The organism is Mucilaginibacter sp., from assembly GCF_039921305.1.
GTDB lineage: Bacteria > Bacteroidota > Bacteroidia > Sphingobacteriales > Sphingobacteriaceae > Mucilaginibacter.
Map to the genome: position 1 here is coordinate 41,926 of NZ_JBDSCA010000077.1, position 22,614 is coordinate 64,539.

At 41.9% G+C, this 22,614-nt stretch carries 19 protein-coding genes; 10 read left to right on the forward strand and 9 right to left on the reverse strand.

Translation table 11 applies throughout. The features are described 5' to 3' along the window. Positions 1–8 precede the first annotated feature (8 nt). The 4 genes from ABIN91_RS22180 to ABIN91_RS22195 all read right to left on the reverse strand — a co-directional run bounded on the left by ABIN91_RS22180 (position 9) and on the right by ABIN91_RS22195 (position 6,932). Positions 9–1,508 carry a RagB/SusD family nutrient uptake outer membrane protein gene (locus tag ABIN91_RS22180; protein ID WP_348053809.1) on the reverse strand — a complete coding sequence of 500 codons (1,500 nt, stop codon included), beginning with the start codon at positions 1,506–1,508 and terminating at the stop codon, positions 9–11. Positions 1,509–1,553: 45 nt separating this feature from the next. After that, a complete protein-coding gene (locus tag ABIN91_RS22185; RefSeq protein WP_348053810.1) occupies positions 1,554–4,886 on the reverse strand; it encodes a SusC/RagA family TonB-linked outer membrane protein in 3,333 nt (1,110 codons plus the stop codon). 215 nt (positions 4,887–5,101) lie between these two features. Continuing rightward, complete coding sequence (locus ABIN91_RS22190; RefSeq protein WP_348053811.1) at positions 5,102–6,226, reverse strand: FecR domain-containing protein; 1,125 nt, start codon at positions 6,224–6,226, stop codon at positions 5,102–5,104. 142 nt (positions 6,227–6,368) lie between these two features. Further along, entirely contained in the window at positions 6,369–6,932 is a 564-nt protein-coding gene (locus ABIN91_RS22195; protein WP_348053812.1) for an RNA polymerase sigma-70 factor, read from the reverse strand. A 133-nt stretch (positions 6,933–7,065) separates the two neighbouring features. Here ABIN91_RS22195 and ABIN91_RS22200 point away from each other — a divergent pair, with 133 nt between their 5' ends. The 8 genes from ABIN91_RS22200 to ABIN91_RS22235 all read left to right on the forward strand — a co-directional run bounded on the left by ABIN91_RS22200 (position 7,066) and on the right by ABIN91_RS22235 (position 18,094). Beyond that, positions 7,066–7,659, forward strand: coding sequence for a Crp/Fnr family transcriptional regulator (locus ABIN91_RS22200; RefSeq protein WP_348053813.1), 594 nt, complete (start codon positions 7,066–7,068; stop codon positions 7,657–7,659). Between the two features lie 71 nt (positions 7,660–7,730). Further along, a complete protein-coding gene (locus ABIN91_RS22205) occupies positions 7,731–8,531 on the forward strand; it encodes a sterol desaturase family protein (RefSeq protein WP_348053814.1) in 801 nt (266 codons plus the stop codon). A gap of 27 nt (positions 8,532–8,558) precedes the next feature. Then, positions 8,559–9,002, forward strand: a complete 444-nt coding sequence (locus tag ABIN91_RS22210) for a DUF2147 domain-containing protein (RefSeq protein WP_348053815.1) — start codon at positions 8,559–8,561, stop codon at positions 9,000–9,002. A gap of 792 nt (positions 9,003–9,794) precedes the next feature. After that, the gene (locus ABIN91_RS22215) at positions 9,795–10,418 is read left to right on the forward strand and encodes a sigma-70 family RNA polymerase sigma factor (RefSeq protein WP_348053816.1); all 624 of its coding nucleotides are present in this window, start codon (positions 9,795–9,797) and stop codon (positions 10,416–10,418) included. A 102-nt stretch (positions 10,419–10,520) separates the two neighbouring features. After that, a complete protein-coding gene (locus ABIN91_RS22220) occupies positions 10,521–11,636 on the forward strand; it encodes a FecR domain-containing protein (RefSeq protein WP_348053817.1) in 1,116 nt (371 codons plus the stop codon). A 192-nt stretch (positions 11,637–11,828) separates the two neighbouring features. Beyond that, positions 11,829–15,107 carry a SusC/RagA family TonB-linked outer membrane protein gene (locus ABIN91_RS22225; protein WP_348053818.1) on the forward strand — a complete coding sequence of 1,093 codons (3,279 nt, stop codon included), beginning with the start codon at positions 11,829–11,831 and terminating at the stop codon, positions 15,105–15,107. Positions 15,108–15,121: 14 nt separating this feature from the next. Beyond that, entirely contained in the window at positions 15,122–16,531 is a 1,410-nt protein-coding gene (locus ABIN91_RS22230) for a RagB/SusD family nutrient uptake outer membrane protein (protein ID WP_348053819.1), read from the forward strand. Positions 16,532–16,591: 60 nt separating this feature from the next. Beyond that, on the forward strand, positions 16,592–18,094 hold the full coding sequence (locus ABIN91_RS22235; protein ID WP_348053820.1) for a redoxin domain-containing protein: 1,503 nt from the start codon (positions 16,592–16,594) through the stop codon (positions 18,092–18,094). A 286-nt stretch (positions 18,095–18,380) separates the two neighbouring features. Here ABIN91_RS22235 and ABIN91_RS22240 read toward each other — a convergent pair whose 3' ends face one another. From ABIN91_RS22240 to ABIN91_RS22250, 3 genes are all read right to left on the reverse strand, one after another. Beyond that, the gene (locus ABIN91_RS22240) at positions 18,381–18,548 is read right to left on the reverse strand and encodes a hypothetical protein (protein WP_348053821.1); all 168 of its coding nucleotides are present in this window, start codon (positions 18,546–18,548) and stop codon (positions 18,381–18,383) included. A 2-nt stretch (positions 18,549–18,550) separates the two neighbouring features. After that, positions 18,551–19,384 (reverse strand): NAD(P)-dependent oxidoreductase, encoded by an 834-nt coding sequence (locus ABIN91_RS22245; RefSeq protein WP_348053822.1) that lies wholly within the window; start codon positions 19,382–19,384, stop codon positions 18,551–18,553. Between the two features lie 63 nt (positions 19,385–19,447). After that, positions 19,448–20,299: a helix-turn-helix domain-containing protein gene (locus ABIN91_RS22250; protein ID WP_348053823.1), complete on the reverse strand. Its 852-nt coding sequence runs from the start codon at positions 20,297–20,299 to the stop codon at positions 19,448–19,450. A gap of 116 nt (positions 20,300–20,415) precedes the next feature. Here ABIN91_RS22250 and ABIN91_RS22255 point away from each other — a divergent pair, with 116 nt between their 5' ends. Together ABIN91_RS22255 and ABIN91_RS22260 are read left to right on the forward strand one after the other, a co-directional pair. After that, positions 20,416–20,967, forward strand: a complete 552-nt coding sequence (locus tag ABIN91_RS22255) for a dihydrofolate reductase family protein (protein WP_348053824.1) — start codon at positions 20,416–20,418, stop codon at positions 20,965–20,967. Positions 20,968–20,974: 7 nt separating this feature from the next. After that, positions 20,975–21,559, forward strand: a complete 585-nt coding sequence (locus ABIN91_RS22260) for a dihydrofolate reductase family protein (protein ID WP_348053825.1) — start codon at positions 20,975–20,977, stop codon at positions 21,557–21,559. A 32-nt stretch (positions 21,560–21,591) separates the two neighbouring features. Here ABIN91_RS22260 and ABIN91_RS22265 read toward each other — a convergent pair whose 3' ends face one another. Next, the gene (locus ABIN91_RS22265; RefSeq protein WP_348053826.1) at positions 21,592–21,735 is read right to left on the reverse strand and encodes a helix-turn-helix domain-containing protein; all 144 of its coding nucleotides are present in this window, start codon (positions 21,733–21,735) and stop codon (positions 21,592–21,594) included. Continuing rightward, positions 21,704–21,886, reverse strand: coding sequence for a hypothetical protein (locus tag ABIN91_RS22270; protein WP_348053827.1), 183 nt, complete (start codon positions 21,884–21,886; stop codon positions 21,704–21,706). The genes ABIN91_RS22265 and ABIN91_RS22270 overlap by 32 nt, the downstream gene beginning before the upstream one ends. Positions 21,887–22,614 lie beyond the last annotated feature (728 nt).

Sequence of the window (22,614 nt, forward strand, 5' to 3'; positions counted from 1 at the left end):
ATCCGCAATTAATAACCCGGGTTTTGCCCAAGGTTAGGATCGGTAGTTGTTTCTCTTGCCGGGATAGGGTACAATAACTGGTTAGGATCAAACGGCTGCTTAATGGTTATGGCGCTTAATACTTCGGTAGCTTTACCGGTACGCTTGAGGTCAAACCAACGATGGCCGCACTCCGAGAACAATTCAACCCGGCGCTCTTGCGCCACAGCAGCTAACATATCGGTTTGTGATGTTGCTGTGGTTGCAAGTAAACCAGCCCTTGCCCTGATAACGTTAATATCGGCAGCGGCACCGGTTAAATTATTTTGCCGGGCGCGGGCTTCGGCGCGGATGAGGTATTGCTCTCCCAATCTCAGTATCATTTGATATTGGGTCATAGCAGACTGGGCTAAATTAGGTGTTAACGGCTGGGTGTATTTGTGAGGATAGTATGTAACCACACCATTATATGGCGGCGAGGCAGGGCTTGGTATATTAGCTGTCCACACGGTTTTACGCTGGTCACCGGTTTCAAACGCGGCCGCTAATTCAGGCCTGCAAACGTAAGCCGGTGTAAAAATGGCACTATAAATCGAGTACAAACTCGGAATCAGGAACGTGGCCTGATCAGCAGTTGAGAGAGTCGACCATGCCAGTGTAGGCGTAAACGAAGCTTCGTCAGGTATGCCGTAAGGCGAGAGCACTGTGCTGGGTATCAGTTGAAATATAGCTTCTTTACTATTCTTTAAAAAAACATCCGACAATGGTATTACCGAACTATACAGACTGGTATTGTTTATAATACTGGTTGCCTGTGCTTCGGCATCTTTCCAGTTTTGCTGGTACAGGTACGTACGGGCCAGCAATGCCGTAGCCGCCCATTTGTTGGCACGCACACGTTCGTTCTTGGTCAAATTATAATCGCCACGCAATAAGGTTTGAGCATCTAACAGGTCTGTTACTACTTGTTGATACACTTTTGACTGGGCCGACCTTGGCAGCAAGGCCGTTTGGTTAAAATCTGTTGTTAGTACTATAGGTACGTCACCAAAAAAACCGGTCAATGTTAAATGCGAATAAGCCCTCATAAACTTGGCCTCGCCTACCAGCTGCTTACGTGCGCTATCGGTCAATAAGGTTGATGTTGACGCGGCAACACCCTCTATTATTGAATTGGCATAGTTTATAGTTTTATATTGCGGCACCCATAAGTTGGCATCTACGTTAGGGTTTTCTTTAACTAACTTATTAGTAGCAAACTGGTAATCAAATGGCGAACCAATACCCATATTCCCTACCAGTTCATCAGACGACATACCGCCATACAACGACGGTGTAACTGGCGATGATGTAGTTGATGAGATATTGAATGTGGCATACAAACCTGCTATAGCAGAGGCGGCCGATGCATCAGTTGCATACACCACACTTGAAGTAATGCTGTTATGCGGTGCTTCAATTTCTATCATTTTTTTACAGCCGCTGCTAAACGTCGCGCTTATAGCGCATAGGGCTGCAACAAGTTGCATACTTCTATTTTTATAATTAAATTTCATATTGATATGATCTAAGTATTAAAATGAACAGGATAAACCCGAAACAATAGTGCGTACGGGTGGCATAGAACCAAAACTTTGATATTCGGGATCAATGCCTTTAAATTTGGTAAGCACGAAAATATTCTGGGCATTTAAGCTAATGCTCAGGTTTTTGAGCCCTATTCTGCTGATCAACTTAACCGGCAAATTATAAGATAGCGCCACCGTTTGTAAACGGATAAAGCTCGCATCGGTCCAAATAGCGTTAGAACTGCTTAACAAATAATCAGAATTTGTTGGCGTATTGGTAACCCTTGCCATTAATGCCGTTTGCCCCGGATACTGCCAGCGGTTCTCGTACTGGTAAACCGACGCGTTATTGGTACCGCCTATAGTGGTCAACGCGTTATTTCCCATTTGTTTACGGAAAGTGAATACCGTATTCAAGGTTATGCCTTTATAAGTAAACTGGTTATTAAAGCCACCAGAATATTTAGGCGCTGTATTGATAGCTACGTAACGATCATCATCTTTTGTACCAAAGGCTACAAATTCGTCGGTGATCACTTTACCATCATGATTATGATCTTCGTAAGTATATTGCCCGGTCAATGGGTCAACACCGGTGTAGTTCAATACATAACGGTTATCTAACGACTGGCCTACAACATATAATTTAAAGAATGGAGATTGGCTTAGGTTAGGATAAGATAGCAATACGTTTTTATTAAAGCCGATGTTAAAGCCAAAGTTCCACGTAAAATCCTTCTTGTCAATAACATTTGCGCTCACGGTAAACTCATAACCGCTATTTTGCACATTGGCCGGTGAGTTGGCAACTACAGATGTAAAGCCGGTAATTTCCGGAACAGGAAAGCTAATAAGCTGATTATCGCATCGGTTACGGTAGTAAGCGGCTTCAAAATTAACCTTGTCATTAAATAAGCTTATATCAAGGGCACCTTCCAGCTTTTTGTTCACCTGCCAGTGAAACTGGTCGTTTGGCAATATCAGTGGTATTATTGATGCAACACCGTTGTAGGTAGGTGTAGTTGGTATGATCGTTGTACCAGAGGTAACATACGTTGGATTACCATAACGCGACAGGTAAGAATATTCGCCAACGGCATCACTTCCTGTTAAACCGTAGCTTCCGCGAAGTTTTACAAAGCTTATTACTTTAGGTAATACCTTCTTAATAAAATCTTCATCGCTGGCTATCCAGGCTGCACCTACCGATCCAAAGTTACCAAACTGGTTCTCTGCCCCAAAGCGACTGCTACCGTCGCGTCGGCCATTCAGGTTTATGATATATTTATTTTGCCAGTTATAGCCTAAACGTGCAAACACACCGGTATATTTATATTGGGCAAACAAATCGCTTGATGCTACATTACCGGCGGCAGTAATAGTATTAAGAAGAGCATCGGTAGAATAATTAGTACCCTGTATGAGCAAACCCGATGATGTTGTTGTTTGCAGCGTACCACCTAATAAAGCATTCAGGCTACCTTTACCTATCAGCTTACTATATTCAAGTTGCGGCTCAATTATCCAGTTACCTGTTTTATTATTGCCAAACGTTGCCGATGCCTTTGCTGGCACCGATGGCGACAAAGGAGTGGGATCTAATGATGTGTAAGGACTAAAATAGGTTTGATCGTTCAACGAATTATTATATCCTAAACTCGTTTTTATAATAAGCCCTTTTGTAAGGGCATAGCTCAACATTAAATTGGCAGAAAGGTAATTTACCTTAGAGGTATATGGTTTTAACAAAGCCGAAAAAGGGAAAAAACCTCTTTGCGCTCCCCAACCCGCATAATTGAGGTTACCATTACTATCAAACGCGCCAGGAGCATTGGGCGCTAATGTAGAGACAGATGATATGGCTATCTGGTTCATTTCGCTGAACGAATAATTGGTAGTAAGGCCCAGGTTAAAACGCTTATTTTGGCTATGGTTGTTGAACGCGAACGATACCGAAGCACGTTGGTTGATACCACTTACGGTAGTAATATCAGTAGTGCGGTTAAAAGCGGCACCTAAGCGGTAAGTATACTGATCGGTACCACCAGAAAGGCTTGACTGCGCGTTGGTCCAGTGCCCCATTCCGCCGTAGGCATATTTTTGCCAGTTGGTATTAGCATTCTGATCCCAAACGGTAAGGTCTGGCGCGTTAGATACTGTAGGGATAACACCGTCATTACGAAAGGCTTCACGGCGCATATTCAGGTATTGTGGAGTATTCAGCATATCCCAGTACCCGGTTACAAAACGTAAACCTTGTGATATTGAAGCATCCAGCTTGGTAGCTCCTATTTTACCTTTTTTAGTGGTGATCAATATCACACCGTTTGCACCCCGGCTACCATAAATAGCAGTAGCATCGGCATCCTTCAACACCTCCATTGATTCTATATCACCCGGGTTCATACTGAACAATGGGTTCTGCCCGCCCGAGAATGACATATCAGTTTGATCCAGACCATGTGATACCGCGCTGTTACCGTAAGCCGTAGGGCCGGTCCTTTTCGATATCTCCATAACAATTAAAGGCACACCATCAATAATATACAGCGGGTCCGACGTGTAATTGGTGTTCGTAGAGTTACGCCCACGTACTTCAACCTTTACCGGTCCGCCCTCGTATCCGGTTTGCGGAGTAATTACCAAACCGGGAACCTTGCCTTCAAGGGCAAGTAACGGATCCATAATAGGCTGTATTGCAATATCCTTAGCTGTTAATCGGCCAATACTACCCGTAGTGAGGCGCTGCGTTGTTTGCCCGTAAGCTTGTACAACTACCTCATCGAGCGCGTTGGTGGTCTCGGCTAATTTAACATCCAAAAAATACTTTTTATTTACCGGAACAATTTGTGTTTTATAACCAATAAAGCTGCAGGTTATGGTATCTGTTGGCTTCGCCATTTTGATCATGAAAAAGCCATTAGCATCAGTGGTGGTACCTTGTTTAGTACGCTTGATAAGTACAACAGCACCGCTTAATATATCGCTATTGGCGCTTGTTACACGGCCGCTAACGGTGATAAACTCAGGGTCGGCAAAGAGCTTGTCTTTAATGGTCTCAATAAAGCCTTTCTCTTTGATAACAACGGTATGCTCGCTAATGGTATAGGTTAAAAATTGCCCTTCTAAACTTTTTTTAACGGCATCTTCAACACTTACATTGGTAAGTCTGATGCTCACCGGTTTAGCTTTTTTAATGAGTTGCGAGTCAAATAAAAAGTCGTATCCGCTTTGTTGTCTTATCTGTTTGAATACCTGGTCGAGCGTGGTGTTTTTTTGATCAATAGTTATTTTTTGAGCGTAAGTAGTTGCGCTCACCTGCATTATGGCCGTTATCATTAAAATAAGAATTAGCTTCATAACTCGCAGAAAATTTATGACGTAGCCTGGCGGCTCAATTGAAAATTTCATACATTTGAATAGTTTGGGTTTGTTGTATTAGTTGATAGAACAATTATGATTCAATGGGTGATCCAGACTTTGCCGGGATGTATTTGCACTACGCCCGGCTTCTTCTTTTTTTTGATACCCGTAAATTTTCAGCGTAAAGGTGTTTACATCACGGTTATCCTCCTTCCCTCTACTTTAAAGTGAACTTTTCCGGTTAATTCCATTATTTTAAGTACCGACGATATATTTTTTGACCTTGATACCCAACCTCCAAAATTGACATCCTGCACAGTGGTATTATCATAAACCACATCCACATCATACCAGCGCGAAACTTTGCGCATAATACTTACCAGGCTTTCTTCCTTAAATACAAAATCGCCGTTCTTCCAGGCCATAATGGCCTCAATATCGGCAACCTGCACCTGTAGCTTATTATCGCCATAAGCCGACACACACTGTTGACCCGGCACAAGCAGCGCCGTTGAACCGCCCGTGCTAACTTTCACACTACCCTCAAGCAGGGTAGTGTTCGCCGCTACTTCATCCGGGTAGGCATTCACATCAAAGTGGGTACCCAATACCTGTACCTGCTCATTGGTAGTTTTTACAATAAATGGTTTGGTTTTGTTGTGCGCTACTTCAAAGTAAGCTTCGCCGGTTAACTGCACCTGGCGGGTGTTACCTGTAAATACCGCTGGATATTTTAATGACGATGCCGCATTGAGCAGCACCTTACTTCCATCGGCCAGCGTAACCGCGTATTGGCCGCCCCGTGGCGTGGTAATGGTATTCATAGCGGTTTCTGATCTCGCTGTAGCAGATGATGCTTTTGAGCCATCATACAACAGCTTACCATCGGTAGTTTTATTGATAGTGGTACTACCCTCTTCGGCCAGTTCACCGGCTTTGGCATCCGATAATATAATTTGCTTGCCGTTAGCCAGGGTGAGTATGGCTTTGTTACTGCCGGGTTTAATGTCATTGGCGTAGTACGATTGCGTTTTTTTATTCTGGTATAAATAAAAAAACAATCCGGTACCAATGGTAACCAGTAACATGGCTGCCGCGGCGTAGGGCAACCACAGGCGTTTAGGTTGCTGCCTGATGTTTGGCGGAAGGTTATTTAGAATTCTTATGCGGGCCTGTTCAAAGTCGGCGGGTCTGTCCAGATCGGGCTGTTCATCTACCGCTTTGTTGTACCAGCTTTCAACTAAATTTTTCTCCTGGGCGGTGCATTTACCTTCAAGGTATTTATTTAGCAGGGCCTGAGCTTTGTTTTTATCCATTATACAGCAATTATTAATGCTTGTTTAATGATAAGACAAACTCAAACGCCTTAGGTAGACATTTAAATTAAAATAAATTTAACATTTTATTGATTTATGGAAATAGTTTCAATAAAAATATCAAAACATTAAAATTTCAGAATCAAAATAGCGTAAAGAATACAGGAAATTGATTTCGAAGTAATTTCAAAGCCCGATTTATGGTTTTCTTTACCGTATGATCTGTAATATTCAACTTTTCGGCAATATCTTTATGAGAAAGGCCAATATTTCGGCTCATTTCGAATATCTCGCGCATTTTTGGCGGCAGATTTGATATTTCCTTATCAATACGCGCAACAAATTCACGGTATATCACCTGGTCGTCGGTCACATTTTCGCCCTGCTCTAAAAAATCGGCTAATGATTCCAGATAATTGTTCTTAAGTTTGCTCCTGTTGATGTAATTAAGGGTTTGGTTTCGTACCGATGAGTAAAGATAGGCTTGCACCGATGTGGTAAAATTCAACTCCGATGCCTTTTTCCATAACATTGTAAAAACATCCTGAACAATATCCATAGCCTCATCATCGTCACGCAGCATACGGCGAGAGTGGCTGTAGAGCACCGCCCAATACCTGTTGTATATCTCAGTGTAGGCCAATTGATCGCCCTCATTTAATAGGACGATAAGCTCGTTATCCGTCAGCGTACTATACAGGGGCATATAGTTAAAGTAAGTACTAATATAGAATAAATTAACATCAATTTTAAACTACTGTAATAACCGCAATACCGGAACTGTCAAACGCGCACCTATCCGGCATTTAATTACCAATATTTGCAGAATCAATACCGCTATGCTTAACCAGGACGACATCAATTTTTATCTCACCGTTTTTAAGGAACTTAGCCTTACCGATATTATTGGGTTATTCAATGTGTCTAAAAACCGGACGATCAAAGCGGGCGAAATTTATATCAACCAGGGTTCCGAATCACAAAAGCTGGCCTATATTAAAAGCGGCCTTATCCGCACCTACTACCTTAAAGAGAACGGCGACGAAATAACCCTGATGCTTCGCTGGGAAAACCAATTCATAGCTTCCGCGGATAGCGTAATTTTCAAACAACCTTCGCGTTTTATTTACCAAGCCTTAGAGGATACCACAGTTATAGAAGTAGATTACCAGAAAGCCCAGGCCATTATTGATAAAAGCACAAAACTATCATCATCTCGCCATACTTTCCTACTCAATATGCTCGGGCAGGCCATTGAACGTATTGAAACTTTCGTGCTGCTATCAGCCGAAGAGCGCTACATCAAACTCCTGAATGAAAAACCCGACATCAATAACCGTGTGCCCGATAAATACCTGGCTACCATGCTGGGCATCACGCCTGTATCCTTAAGTCGCATACGCAAAAGAATAACATTACACCCCAAACATTAATTAACCTTTGTTAATTTTTTCGCACCGCATGCATTTTACTTTTGTATTGTTAAACCATTAAGTGAAACATCATGCAACAGGCACTCAAAGCATTCATAGAGCTTTTCAGCTTATCAGCCATGCGCTACTTTGTTGTGGCAGGTATCCCATTCATTGTTTGTTATAAATTATTAAATAACTGGCTAAGCCAATCAAAAATACAAGACCGCGAAGCCGCTAAAAAAGATTTTATTCGCGAGATACTGTACTCGGTACAAACCACGGCTATTTTAACCGTTATTGGCTTCACTGTACTGTACACACCTGTTAAGAATATTACCCGGGTTTACACATCATTAAGCGATTATTCCATTATTTGGCTGTTAGTGAGCGTGGCATTGGCTTTAGTAATTCACGACACTTATTTTTATTGGATGCACCGTCTGCTGCACCACCCTAAAATATTTAACTATACTCATTTACTGCACCATAAGTCAACCAACCCATCGCCGTGGGCATCTTACTCGTTCCACTTTTTTGAAGCCTGGACAGAGGGCGCTGCTTTATTAGTTGTAGTTACCATATTACCTATGCATCCCATCGCTATTGGTTTATTTATACTAAGCTCATTCATTATTAATGTTTACGGGCATTTAGGGTATGAGGTAGCTCCGCTATGGCTGCGCAAAACCATATTCTTTGAGATATTCAATACATCGGTACACCACAACCTTCACCATAGCAAATTTAAAGGCAACTACGGCTTATACCTGCGCTTTTGGGACAGGGTGATGGGCACTGAGCATCCCGATTATGTTAAAGAGTTCGACCGTATTCAACAGAACCGCCTCAATGCTAAAATTAAACAGAACGTAGTTTCACAAGCTTCTTAACTCCCTTACGGGCATATCAAATACAGCATGAAAACATCTATCATAACTTTATTGCTAATTGCATCATCATACACCACATTCGCGCAAAAAGGAAGTGCAATTTTAGGTCGATGGCTCAATCAGGATAAGGACGGACAGGTTGAGATATACAAAAACGGCGACCAATATTTTGGTAAAATAGTATGGCTCAAAAACCCTACTGACAGCCAGGGCAAACCCCAAACCGATAAAAAGAATCCGGCCACGGCGCTCTGCTCAAGACAAATATTAGGTTTGGAAGTACTTAAAAATTTTGTATGCAAAACTCCCGAAACTTACGTTAACGGCACCTCATACAACCCTAAACGAGCTATGACCTTCAACTGTAGAATAGCGATAAGCGATTCCACCTTGAAAATAAGCGCATACATGGGAATAATAACCCTTGGCAGCGAGGTTTGGACAAGGGTTAAACCCGAACAAAAACAATGATGACGACTAAAGTATTATACATTATATCGCACCATGTCTTGGCGTGAACCATAATTTTTATACGTTAATAATCTTCTTTATAATAGTAATTATCGGAATGTATTTAACTTTTAAAATTTAAAAAAAGGTATTACTATACCGAAGATGGGCTTTCCTTTACTCACTCAAGTCTTAATGCCGTTCAGGATTCTATCAATGTATGCCGCGGTACTGCGGATGGGCTTTTATCGGATTCAACTCGACATGCTATAGCCGACTTTCTTCGTCCCAAGGCTTCCTATATTATAAATGAGGACAGAGATTTGATATTTACATGCCAGCTTAATGACGGGAAGAAATTTTATATACTATATCCCAACTTAATCTATCGGTATTACGGTGACTCCTATCATCTCTGTAGTAAATTAAAAAATCATGACACCTCGATTGGGTATTACCCTTTCCAAATAAACTTTATGACCAGATAACTCTTAACATCCATCCGGTCTTATTTTACCTCCGTGGTGGGAAATAGTAAGAGTAATCGACTTAATTTCCCATTTGTTCTTCAGCCTATGATCGTTTGGAATAAAAACAGGATTAAAAGCGACGCAGTATTCAATACGCCGGGCTATTTTGCCGATGTTATGCGCTTTAGAGCAAAGAGTTTTGATGGGTATTAGCATGATCAAATTTGACAATCAAGAAATTAGCATGGTCAAGTGTTGCGGAAATGCCTGTTAGTGATCCCTGAATCAGGTGGCCAATTGCTCCGGAATGCCCAATATTTCCCCAAATTGGTATATTTGAAGTATGTCGGAGCGATTTAAAGAAACATGGCAGGAATTTATAGGGGGCAGCCATGATGCTTTAGACGAATTGTATGCGCAACACTACCTGGGCCTTATCAACTACGGTGTTAAACTAACCGCCGACCGCCATTATGCCAATGATTGTATTGTTGAAATGTTGCTCTCGCTTTGGGGAAAACGCGACCGATTACCTTCGGTAGATAATGTGCGAAGTTATTTGATGACTTGCCTCCGCACTCTCATCTTTCAAAAAATAAGGGCGGATAAGTTGAGGGAGGCGAAAGAGAATTACGCTTCTTCGCTTACAGCCCGGGAAGAGTTACCTTATGAGGAGTATATTACCCGTCTGCAAAGTGATGCAATAATAAAAGCCAAGTTACAGCAAAGTCTAAATAAACTAACCGACCGGCAGAAAGAATTATTGCAGTACCGTTTTTTTGAGAATATGGATTACGACGAGATCTCAATTAAAGCCGGCATCTCAAAGCGTACAGCCTACAATATTGTTTATGATGCCCTCCAGAAATTGCGATCTGACCTTTCTAAAGAGGGAGCCAATGATCTTATGTATTTAATGGGGTTAATTTTAATCTCTTTGAGTACAATTGGCGCATATTTAAAGTAATTTTTTATAAAAGTTGGGCAAAAGTTAATAAATTGTTAACTATTTACTTTTTTTCATAGTAAATATCCAACACTCGAGCATCAATAGGTAAAATGATGCAAAATGAACTATCAAAAACATAGTGTTGAAGACTTTTTATGCGATAATTCCTTTCTGGAATATTGTTTAGGTACCAACGAAGCATCGGTAACGTTTTGGACTGATTGGCTGGCAAGGCATCCCGAAAAACTACCCGCTGCAAACAGTGCCCGTGCTTTATACTACACCCTTAACGGTAACATTACGGCGGAAAATTTCAAACAAGACCATCAAATATTCAGGCAGGTTGTTGAAAGTGCAGATTTATCTGTTAAAAAAGCAGTAGACCGTGTTGAGGTATTAACACCTGTATTCGATCAAAAAAGCTATCAACGTATTGGTACAATCATTAGCGGTATAGCGGCTACAATTTTGGTAGCTACCGGTTTTTTCTTTTTCAAAACCAACCGGTTAAAAACTGCAACTACGGCTCAAACCGTAGCCTATAATATTCCCTTAGGCCATAGGCGCACTATCAAACTATCAGATGGTTCAACGGTATCGCTAAACGGAGGGAGTACCTTAAAGGTATTAAAGGGCTTTAACATTAAAACGCGCGAGGTTTATTTATCCGGAGAGGGCTACTTTATTATTGCCCACAACCAGGCCAAGCCCTTTATGGTGCATACCGAAAAAATTAACGTTAAAGATATTGGTACCGAATTTAACATAAAGGCTTATCCAGCCGATAGGGTAACCGAAGCATCATTAATAAAAGGCCTTGTTGAGATAACTCTGAACAAGAGCGTTCAAAGTAATAAGGCCGGCAAAGCCATCATATTATCACCTGATAAAAAGTTCATCTTAGATAACTATGCCATGGAACATCTGATCAATGAAAAAAAGAACGCGGCCGTTTTTTCAATAGGGCAGATCACGAAGAATGTGGAAACCAATTCGGTAGTTGAAACGGATTGGACGCAGAACAAACTAACATTTTTTGACGAGCCTTTATCCGATGTTGCCCTACAAATGGAGCGTTGGTATGGTGTTAAGGTGATAATTACCAACCCAACGTTGAAAGCTATGCGCTTTACCGGAACTTTTGACCACGGCGAGATCACGCATGTATTGGAAGCATTAAAATTATCAGGGAACTTTAATTACAGAAAGGAGGATACTGTGATCAGTATTTACTAAATCATTATCCACAAAAAAGGGGAATACACTACGTATTCCCCAGGCGAGTTAAAATAGCAAAGAAACAGGCATATCAATTGGCGTTGCAACCTGCTTCAGATCTTAAACTTTAAATCATGTAAAATTATGCAAAAAAGCACAAAAAATGGTGCACTTTTTTCCCTATGCCCTATTGATAAAACCCTTCTCGTTATGAAATTAGTTTTCACTCTGATCATTGTAAGCTGCCTATCTGTATCTGCAAAAACCGCGCTTTCGCAGGATGTGAAAATGTCTGTCGATCTAAAAGGTGTAGCTATCAGCAAACTGATCAATATTATCGAAAAACAGAGCCCCTACAAGTTTATTTACAATAACAATATTTTCCCGGCCAATAGTAAGGTTGATGTTTCTGCAAGCAATCAATCCGTGGCAGAGATACTGGATAAAGTTTTACAAAATTCAGGATTTACCTACAAACTACTCGGCGACAATATTATCGTTGTTACTAAAGCAACCGAGGCCGTCCAGTCAAAAAGGATCACCGGTATGGTGGTTGACGAGAACGATAACCCTTTGCCAGGGGTAACCATTAGGTTTCAAAACGAGAAGCGCATAAGCACAGCTACGGATGTTAATGGCCATTTTGGGATAGAGTCCCCTAACGAAAACGATATCCTGATCATTAGTTTTATTGGTTACCAACTTCAACAATTCCCTGTCAAAAATATTACAGCAGGCTTGCGTGTTACCATGAAATCTGCTGTTGGTAGTTTAGATGAAGTGCAGGTGATCGGTTATGGTACCACAACGCGTGCGTTAAACACTGGTTCGGTAAGTTCTATCACCGCTAAGGATATTGGCAGCCAGCCTGTTTCAAACCCACTGGCGGCTATGCAGGGCAGGTTACCTGGCGTGCAGATAACACAAAACAATGGATTGCCGGGTGCGGGTTATCGGGTGCAGATTAGAGGTGTTGGTTCTATAGGTAGCGGTACTTTGCCATTGTATATTATTGATGGTGTTCCATTTACGTTATTCAATGGTTCAACGCCTGCTACCGATGGTTTGAATGCTTACGGAGTAAGTGGGGCCAATGGTGGCGAGACAAGCCCGCTCGGGATGATAAACCCAGATGATATTGAACGTATAGATGTGCTTAAAGATGCTGACGCAACCGCCATTTATGGCTCCAAAGGCTCTAATGGCGTTGTGCTTATTACCACTAAAAAAGCTACCGGTGGTAAAACCAAGTATACCATAAACTTTTATCAGGGTGTTGGCAAAGTAGCGCATTTTATCGATGAACTGAGTACACCCGATTACCTGGCCTTACGTAGGACCGCTTTTGCTGCTTCGGGCGTAATTCCTACAAGCATTAACGCTCCCGATCTGTTGGTTTGGGATCAGAACGCGAACACCAACTGGCAAAAGCAATTTATCGGCGGTACCGCAAATACCACGAACGTCGATTTTTCTATATCTGGCGGAAGCCCCCAAAATACTTTTCTTTTCACATCAAATTATCGCCACGAGGGAACCGTTTATCCCGGTAACTTTGGTGCCAATACCTTCTCTAACCGTTTAAATACCGGCCATAAAAGTGAGAATAATCGATTTGGAATAGATTTGAATGTGAATTATGGTTATATGCAAAATAACCTGCCAAGTACTGATCTTTCAACACTGTACAACCTGGCGCCTAATATGCCTTTGTACAATGCCGATGGTACTCTTAATTGGTATTCAAGTACCTCTACAAATCCATTGGTGTATATTTTAAGGCCAAACAATAACACCACTACCAATTTGCTTAGTAAAATGGATGTGTATTATCAAGTAGCCAAGGGGTTAACTGTGAAAGCTAATTTGGGTTATACATTAACTGGGCTTAAACAAACACTAGCGACACCTTTAACCTCATTAAACCCGGCAAGTGTAAATTTAGCCGCGCCGAGTAATACGCTTCGCTATGCCAACAATACGTACTCAAACTATATTGTTGAGCCACAGGCCGAATATCGACGAAAAGTATTAAAGGGAGATTTAAATGTTTTAATAGGAGGAACTTTCCAAGAAACTGTGTTAGATGGGATAAATTTGCAAGGTACCGGCTTTAGCAGTGACGCGCTAATAAATTCGATAAACAATGCGGCATCCATCATTAATTTCGGAAGCAATAATTCTGATTATAAGTACAATGCCTTATTTGGCAGGGTTAATTATATCTGGGAAGATAAGTATTTGTTAAACGGTACCTTCCGCCGCGATGGTTCATCGCGCTTTGGTCCGTCACATCGTTTTGGTAACTTTTGGGCTGTTGGAGCTGCCTGGGTATTTACTCAGGAAGCTTTGATGAAGAATATTTCATGGTTAAGTTTCGGAAAGTTGCGCGCAAGTTATGGCTTAACCGGTAACGACCAAATAGCCAACTACCAGTATTATCCATATTACAATGCCGTTGGTTCAGCATCCAGCTACCAGGGGCAATCCGTAATCTATCCAAGCAATGTTCCTAATCCCGATCTTCATTGGGAAACCAATAAAAAACTTGATGCAGCAATTGAACTGGGTTTCCTGAAAGACAGGATCTATTTAAAGGCGGATTACTTCCTTAATCGCTCGTCCGATCAATTGTTAAGTCTTATAGTACCAACGCAAGCGGGTATAAGTAGTTATACTGCCAACTTCCCGGCAGTTGTTAAAAACCAAGGTTTCGAATTTGAATTAAGCACTACCAATATTCAATCTAAAAGTTTTAAGTGGGCAACAAATGTAAACCTTACCATTCAGCGGAACAGTATTACAAGTATCGAAAACCCATCGCAGCTATTTAATACCTATATTATTGGTCAGCCTGTAAACGGTATCCTGCTTTACCACTTTACCGGTATTAACCCGGTAACCGGTGTGCCAACATATCAGGATCTGAATGGAGATGGAAGCATCACCTTTGCTGCCGACAGGATTCCGGCACCGTTAGGAAACCCATACTACGGTGGCATAACCAATAGTTTTACTTATAAGGGTTTAACGCTGGATGTATCATTCCTGTTCAATCATCGCATGGGATATATCAACAACTCATCATCATATCCTTATGGTACCGGTTTAACTAACCAAAATACAAGTGCATTGGAACGATGGATGGCCCCAGGCGATAATGCCTTGTATCCGGGCGCAACAACTGTGAGCGCTGCCTCATATTCTAACTACAACTCAAGTGATGCTAACTGGGGCGATGCTTCATTTATTAAATTAAAAACCGTAAACCTTAACTACATGTTGCCAAAAATCTGGGTACAAAGGGTTGGTTTTAACAATGTATCGGTATTTGCGCGGGGCGAAAACCTATATACCTGGGCCAAGCAAAAATATACCTATGATCCGGAAACGGCAGTTTCGGGTGCTGCGCCAGGTTTAGGTACCGGGCAGTTTATCGCTTTGCCACAATTGCGTACAATGGTTTTAGGTTTTAATTGCACATTTTAATAAATAAGAGCAACATGAAAATAAAATATAGCTTATCTAAATTGATATTGACCTGTTTCGGTATCCCAACGCTTATCCTATCATCGTCCTGTAATAAGTTTGTTGAGCTTGATGCTCCTTTAAATAAGATTGAGGCATCAGCCGCATACAGTACCGATGGTACTGCAACAGCATCGGTTATTGCTTTATATAACTACGGCATATTTAACTCGCTTAATGCCATGTTGGTGAGTATTAATGTTTTTGGCGGAATCAGTTCCGACGAATTACATTATACACCAACGGCCACTCCTGAACTTACCGAAATTGAGAATAATGCCATATCAATAGCGAGTGTGCAGAATGGTAACCTATGGGCTTACGCTTATTCGGAGTTATTGGAAGCCAATGCAGCTATAGATGGTATAACGGCTTCAACAACGTTAACACCTTCAGTTAAGTCGCAATTGTTGGGCGAGGCCAAATTTTTCAGAGCCTTTGTGAATTTTTACCTGGTTAATTATTACGGCGGAGTGCCGATAACCAGCGGCGATCCACTGGCGAGCGCTTACCTGCCGCGCTCTACACCAGCCCAGGTTTACGCTTTGATAGTAAGCGATCTGAAGGATGCGCAAGGTTTGCTGCCGGTAACTTATGTTGGTACACTAAAATCGCGTGTAAACCAATACGCAGCTACGGCATTGCTTGCCCGGGTTTATTTATACCAGCAAGATTATGTAAATGCCGAAGCTGCTGCAACTACAGTTATAGGTTCCGGCGTTTATACTCTGGCCGCTACTAATTCTGTTTTTATCAATACCAGTACCGAAACCATTTTGCAGTTTGCCACCTATTATGGTTACTCGGCCGTTTCAACATCGTACCGTACGTCAACATCGGCTACCAATATAGCCCCGCCTGCTTATGTTTTGACCAGTAACATTGCCAATAGCTTTGAGGCGAACGATAACCGCAAAACAAACTGGGTTGATTCTACAGTAAGTGGTTCAAAGTTCTATCGCATTAACAAATACAAAATTTATACGGCAGCTACTGCAGGTGCGGGTAACGAGTTCAATGTGGTGTTGAGACTGGCGGAACTATACCTGATCAGGGCCGAAGCACGTGCACAGCAAAATAACTTGAATAACTTGACCGGTGCTCTGGCTGATGTGAATGTTATACGTACCAGGGCTGGTTTAGCTAACTTGCCCACAACGACATTGGTACCAGTAATGCTTGCCGCCATTGCCAAAGAAAGAAAACTGGAATTGTTTGGTGAATTTGGGCACCGCTGGTTTGATCTATTACGTACCGGCCAGGCTAATACAGTTTTGAGTGTGCTAAAGCCCACTACCTGGGACGTGAACAGGTCGGTGTTGTTCCCTATACCTGATCAGCAACGCCGGGTAAACACATCATTAACGCAAAACCCGGGCTACTAAACCATATACACGAGGAAGCGTTAAAAAATAAATCGAGATCCATTTTTAATAATAACTGATATGAAAATTAATAAAATTTTAGGGATATGTGTGGGTATGCTATTGTTAATAGCGGGCCTAATCAAAAGTTCTTATGCTCAGGCGGTAAATAATCCCGATAGTACCCGCAAGCAGTTGGACAGGTTAATAGCATCGAAGCTACCATTGGATCAGCAAGTGCTGAATGATAGATTAAAAGCGTTGGCCGCAAGCAACAGCGAAAGTGAGATGACTATGGCTGGGCAGTACTACTACCGCCTTAAGAACGTAAAGACATCCGACTCTGTTTTTACAGCCGAAATGACCAAGTTTCCACAAGGAATGCAGGCCAGGAATAAGGGACAGCAGGCCATTTACGATCTAAAGGACTTGCCCGAGATCGAAAAAGCTTATAATGCATGGGTGAAAAAGTTCCCTCCGGCAAGTTATCCTGCTTTGCCGTTAGGCGAAGATAGAGTGGCTTACGATTACGTTCGCAGTCATCTTGCCAATAGTTATGCTAAAGAAAAAAATGTTGCTAAGGCAACTTACTACGCAAATTTGTTTGAAGCAGATTTTTGGCTGGGAAATGCATATAGTGGTTTGGCTTCCATTTTTCTCGCAAACGGGGATCTGACCAATGCTGCCCTATATCAAAAGAAAGCCATAGATCGTACTATCCCGTATTTTGACGGACAAAAAGGCGACAGCAATGCCGCTAAATTTGCGGCCTCGGGCTATGCTGGACTGAACGGCGAATATGCAAAAATACTGTACCAACAAAAGAAATACGATGAAGCTTTAAAGTACATTGAAGTAGCGATCAAGTCTTTAAATGCACCACGCGCCGATTTCAATTACCGTTACGCTGTGATCTTAGCGGCACTTAACCGCAACCAAGAGGCTTTCGATCGAATGGATTCCGCCGTTAAATCGGGTAAAGCAACACAGGAAATGGCCGATCTTTTTAAGGTTTTGTATGTGAAAGTTAAAGGCAGCGAGGCTGGCCTAAACGCATATCAGACTGATATCCGTAAAGGGATAAATATCGGGATCGAAAAACGTTTGGTTAAAGACATCGTGAATGAACCGGCGCCGGGTTTTACATTGGTAGACCTACAAGGCAATAAAGTTTCACTGGCCGAGTTAAAAGGCAAAGTGGTTATACTTGATTTTTGGGCTACGTGGTGCGGGCCTTGCAAAGCCTCGTTCCCAGCCATGCAGATGGCCGTAGATAAATATAAGGATGACCCAAAAGTAAAGTTCCTATTTATCCATACCTGGGAAAGAACCGACACACCAACTGAAGAGGCCAAAGCTTATATTGAAAATATGAAATATGCTTTCCAGGTTTTAATGGATACCAAAGATCCGGAAACCAAACAAAATAAGGTAGTTACAAGCTACAAAGTTTACGGTATACCTGCCAAGTTTGTGATAGACGGAACAGGGAATATCCGTTTCAGGTTGACCGGGTTTGATGGAAGCAAAGAAGCTGCTGTTGACGAAATATCAATGATGATAGATATGGCGAAGAAAAAATAGATAATAGTTCCAAATCAATGGAACTTCAAAACAAGCAGAGTTAACTCTGCTTGTTTTTGTAACAATGGTTATTTTGCAATAAATTACAAGTTCTATTACTTTATAATTGATACATTTTAGGTCGAATTTGCAAACCTGAACAGTGGGTGCTGAATTTATTATCATCAATTCGATGGTTTAAATGGAATAACCGCCCTGTGATGATCTATACGTTTTCAAAGCTGATAATGCAGTGTACCTGATCGGGATGCGGGTAAATGAGCGATGGAGATCAGATTTTATAGCGCTAAAAGTTGACCTCCATGGCTCTGCTGACTTTTCCCAACAAGAAGAAAATGGCGGTCATGCCGTTCGGGTTGTTCTCATTCTCCAGTTCAGGCGGCTCATCAAAAGCTATTTTTTCAATAGTAATGTGATCGTCGCCCAATTGATTGACCGGGATAGCGGGGACCATAATTACAATATATCAAGATCTTTGGCTACATAGTAGCTGGGCACCAATGGCCTGAAACCAATTTTCCGAAGTTTAGCATTATCCATAATGCCTTCGAACGGATCTTCAAGTGGACCTTCGGCACCATCAAATATCTCCGTTGCCTTTCCAACCGAATCAGCCAGTTCATAAAGAGTGATGGGTGCGTCGTCGGCTATATTAAAGATCTCGCCGTTAAGCTTATCCTGTCGCAATAATAAGAATAGCCCTTGCGCTACATCCAGGTGATGTACCATGTGCATTCTCGAACCGGAGTGGCGTTTCCAGTTTTTCAGTATGGGCATGATCTCATCGATATGCGGGTCTTGATCGCCATATACAAAACCTAAACGAAGTACGCGCACATCCAACTCCAACTTCAGCAATGCTTGTTCGGCTGCGATCTTGCTGGACGAATAGGCCCTGGGGTCATTGATATCAACGATATCATCTTCTTTGGCTGGATGTCCATAACCTGAACCATAGACATTGCCTGTGCTCACAAAAACGAATCGTTTAACACCTGCTGCTAAGGCAGCCTGGGCCAAAGCGACCGTGCCGGTATGATTGGTTTTGATGATGCCTTCATTATCGGTAAAGGTCCGGAATAAGGCGGCCAAGTGAATGACTGCGTCCATACCGGCTACCGCAGGTGGCAAAGTGCTGGGATCATACAGATCGCCAACCGCCATTTTGGCTCCCGGTAATGTTTTAGCTGCATCCCTTACCAATATCGTAACGTCATAGCCTTTCGCTATCAGGCGGGGAACAAACCTGCTCCCGACCTTTCCTGTTGCTCCTGTAACTAAAATTTTCATAAAGCAAAACTCCGGTTAAAACAAGCGTTCTGGTAACGACAATCAAACCAATAACTATGATTTTCAAACCTTTCGAAAAGAATTGGGCGTACTTCCGGCAACCCGCTTAAAGTAGTTATTGAAATAAGCCGGGTACTCAAAACCTAAAGCATAAGCGATATCGGCTACGCTCCAGTCGGTATGCTGTAAAAGCGCTTTTGCTTCTGCCGTGATACGCGCTGCAATATGTGCAGAGGTAGGTTTGCCCGTCACTTCTTTAACCGCGCGGTTTAGGTAATTGACATGCACCGAAAGCCCAGCTGCAAAGCTCTGCGCCGTCCGCAACCGGAGCGGGTCATTACTGCGCTCGATAGGGAATTGTCTTTCCAGCAGGTCCATAAATAGGTGCGTGATACGGCCAGCCCCATTTTTATATGGCATAGTCTGTTGTGATGGTTGTATCCGCAAGGCTTCGTGAATGACCAATGCGATGCAGCTTTTGATCAGATCGGCTTTATGAGGGTAATCTCCACTATAAGCTGTCAACATTTTCAGGAAGATGCTACGCATAAATAATGCCTGTTCGTCATTCAGGGGAATTACCGGATTATCCCCGACACTAAATAGCGGTGAGTCCTGCATTTCCCGGCTGTTCATAAAGGTTTCGGTAAATATGCACGCATAGCCACTGGTCCGGTTGATGCGACGAACAATGGAATGCGGTACTTTTGGATTGACAAAAAAGAGGACGGTGCCTTTGATCTCTACTACCTGACCACCATAATCGATCGTCATGTCACCGTTCACCAGGCCCATTTTGTAAAAATCACGCCGGCCCGTCCTAACCGGCACATCTACCGATGCTGATAGTTCATGCACCTTAAAACCTTTAAGTTTCAACTCGTCCCAACTCAATCCGGGAATTCCTGTTTCCATACGTCAAAATTAATAAAATCAAACATTTTATCATTTGGCTTAAATATCCCCTTTTTTGTCGCGTATCACCCTTATATTATTCCATACCAACGCTTACTTTTGAAAAAACAATTAAAATGAGAACGGTAACATTTGGTATGAACATCAGTCTGGATGGCTATTGCGATCACACGATAGCCAGCCCCAGTGAAGAACTGATGGGCTATTTCACCAGAATGATGGACGATGTCGACCTGCTCTTTTTCGGTCGTGTTATGTATCAGTTAATGTTTCCCTATTGGGCCGATGTCGCAAAAGATCAGTCCGGAACTCCAGATGAGAATAGATTTGCCGAGAGGCTTACGGCAATTGATAAGGTTGTTGTTTCCCGCTCCCTAGCGTTCGAGGAGGGAAATATGCGGATCATTCGGAGCAACCCTGTAGCAGAATTACTCAAGCTGAAACAAGAGCCCGGCAAAAAGATCTCTGTAGACAGTATAAGCCTGCTTCCGGAATTAATCACAGCAGGGCTGATCGACGAGTTTAATTTAGTTATTCATCCGATAATGGTGGGAAAAGGAAGACGTTTTCTGGAGGCCGGCAGCCTCCAGGAAAAATTGAATTTAAAGCTGATAGATACCCGAATTTTCAAAAATGGCTGTGTGGCACATCATTATAGAAAACAATAAAAAACAGATGAGAAAAATAATTTCCTTTATGCATATCTCGCTTGACGGTTTTGCAGCAGGGCCGAACGGAGAAATGAACTGGATCAAAGTTGATGAAGAGATTTTTGATCATGTCGGTATCCGGATAAGCGAAGGCGACACGGCATTATATGGACGGATAACTTATGAGATGATGGAAAGTTACTGGCCTACCGCAGGAGATGAGCCAGAAGCGAGCAAGCACGATATTGAACATTCCAAGTGGTATAAAAAAGTTCACAAGGTTATTTTATCAAAAACAATGAAAGACGCCGATCTTGCTAACACAACAATTATTAGCGACAACCTCCCGGACAGCATCAATCGACTCAAACAATCGGAAGGTGGAGACATTTTGCTTTTCGGTAGCCCGGCAGCAACACATTCATTGATGCAACTCAACTTAATTGACGGCTATTGGCTATTTGTTAACCCAATTATTCTTGGACGAGGCATTCCATTGTTTGTGGACATCAACGACAAAATAAAACTAAAACTATTGACTACCCGGCAATTTACCAGCGGGGTAACTGAACTAAATTACACAGTGGACAGTATAACAACGAACGGCTAATAGCGATGAAACTTCAAGTCTGGCATTTATAATCAAATTTTTGATGGCTCCACTCCATACGCTTTCTTAAAAGCAAACGAGAAATGTGAAAGGTTTTTAAAGCCGGCATCAATATATACATCGGTTACTTTGCGACCTTTGTCTTCAGCAAAAAGTAAGGTTGGTACTGTAGTCATTTAACACCAAATGTACCAGTTTTTCGGTGTGAGTTAAGTTTGGGATGCGTTGTTGATGCTCCCAATAGTCGTGCGTTATGCGGTCGTCGCTGGTTGTGCCCGGCGAAAACGGATAATGATAGGTACGATCATGTTTTTGTGATATAGCCATGTTTTCAAGATTAAAGTAAGAAAATAAAAAGTCGCTTCCTTCCCGGGGATGGGAAAGATCATAAATGATTTATGCGCGGACTATTACATGGCTTAAAACTTAAAGGGTTTTTGTAATGAAAAAGTAAGAGGTAAATGGGTTCCCCGAACCGCTGTTTTCACCTTGTTCACATTTTGCCCACCAGGTACAAATGTTAACTTTAGCATATTCATCTAATTCGAGGTTTGTTACCTGGTCCTTGATTTAATCTCGCTGATGAATTTCAGTGATCTAACACAATCCTTAAGACCTGACCTCATTCATCATACCGAAACAATTGGCTATAAAATTTCTTTTCAATATTATAATCCAATATGAGGCCGTTTATTCATAGATGATTTTTAAGGTATTTCTTTACTCAGTATTTTCAGATTATTTTTAACGGCTTGCCTTCAAAGAGGCGAAACATCAAATTTAATTATTCAGTACTATATTCTTAGAGTATAAAACACAGCCAAATCCGCTTAACCAATAAATTCAATTATAGAAAAGTGCAAAGGAACTTATAATGATATATTTTATATTAATCTCATTATCAAGTATTTCTAATTAAGGCCACTGAAAATGCATAAGTATTTAATTCAATGGTAACTTTATTGTTTCTCCCGATTTGATGTTCAATTTCCAGGGTTCCGGTTTAGGCAACCAAAGTTTACCGTCAGCAATTTCTAATGGCATCCACAGGTAGC

Coding starts and splice junctions, on each gene's coding strand:
- ABIN91_RS22180 (WP_348053809.1), bottom strand. CDS start 1,508: ATGCAACTTGTTGCAGCCCTATGCGCTATAAGCGCGACGTTTAGCAGC.
- ABIN91_RS22185 (WP_348053810.1), bottom strand. CDS start 4,886: ATGATAACGGCCATAATGCAGGTGAGCGCAACTACTTACGCTCAAAAA.
- ABIN91_RS22190 (WP_348053811.1), bottom strand. CDS start 6,226: ATGGATAAAAACAAAGCTCAGGCCCTGCTAAATAAATACCTTGAAGGT.
- ABIN91_RS22195 (WP_348053812.1), bottom strand. CDS start 6,932: ATGCCCCTGTATAGTACGCTGACGGATAACGAGCTTATCGTCCTATTA.
- ABIN91_RS22200 (WP_348053813.1), top strand. CDS start 7,066: ATGCTTAACCAGGACGACATCAATTTTTATCTCACCGTTTTTAAGGAA.
- ABIN91_RS22205 (WP_348053814.1), top strand. CDS start 7,731: ATGCAACAGGCACTCAAAGCATTCATAGAGCTTTTCAGCTTATCAGCC.
- ABIN91_RS22210 (WP_348053815.1), top strand. CDS start 8,559: ATGAAAACATCTATCATAACTTTATTGCTAATTGCATCATCATACACC.
- ABIN91_RS22215 (WP_348053816.1), top strand. CDS start 9,795: ATGTCGGAGCGATTTAAAGAAACATGGCAGGAATTTATAGGGGGCAGC.
- ABIN91_RS22220 (WP_348053817.1), top strand. CDS start 10,521: ATGAACTATCAAAAACATAGTGTTGAAGACTTTTTATGCGATAATTCC.
- ABIN91_RS22225 (WP_348053818.1), top strand. CDS start 11,829: ATGAAATTAGTTTTCACTCTGATCATTGTAAGCTGCCTATCTGTATCT.
- ABIN91_RS22230 (WP_348053819.1), top strand. CDS start 15,122: ATGAAAATAAAATATAGCTTATCTAAATTGATATTGACCTGTTTCGGT.
- ABIN91_RS22235 (WP_348053820.1), top strand. CDS start 16,592: ATGAAAATTAATAAAATTTTAGGGATATGTGTGGGTATGCTATTGTTA.
- ABIN91_RS22240 (WP_348053821.1), bottom strand. CDS start 18,548: ATGGTCCCCGCTATCCCGGTCAATCAATTGGGCGACGATCACATTACT.
- ABIN91_RS22245 (WP_348053822.1), bottom strand. CDS start 19,384: ATGAAAATTTTAGTTACAGGAGCAACAGGAAAGGTCGGGAGCAGGTTT.
- ABIN91_RS22250 (WP_348053823.1), bottom strand. CDS start 20,299: ATGGAAACAGGAATTCCCGGATTGAGTTGGGACGAGTTGAAACTTAAA.
- ABIN91_RS22255 (WP_348053824.1), top strand. CDS start 20,416: ATGAGAACGGTAACATTTGGTATGAACATCAGTCTGGATGGCTATTGC.
- ABIN91_RS22260 (WP_348053825.1), top strand. CDS start 20,975: ATGAGAAAAATAATTTCCTTTATGCATATCTCGCTTGACGGTTTTGCA.
- ABIN91_RS22265 (WP_348053826.1), bottom strand. CDS start 21,735: ATGACTACAGTACCAACCTTACTTTTTGCTGAAGACAAAGGTCGCAAA.
- ABIN91_RS22270 (WP_348053827.1), bottom strand. CDS start 21,886: ATGGCTATATCACAAAAACATGATCGTACCTATCATTATCCGTTTTCG.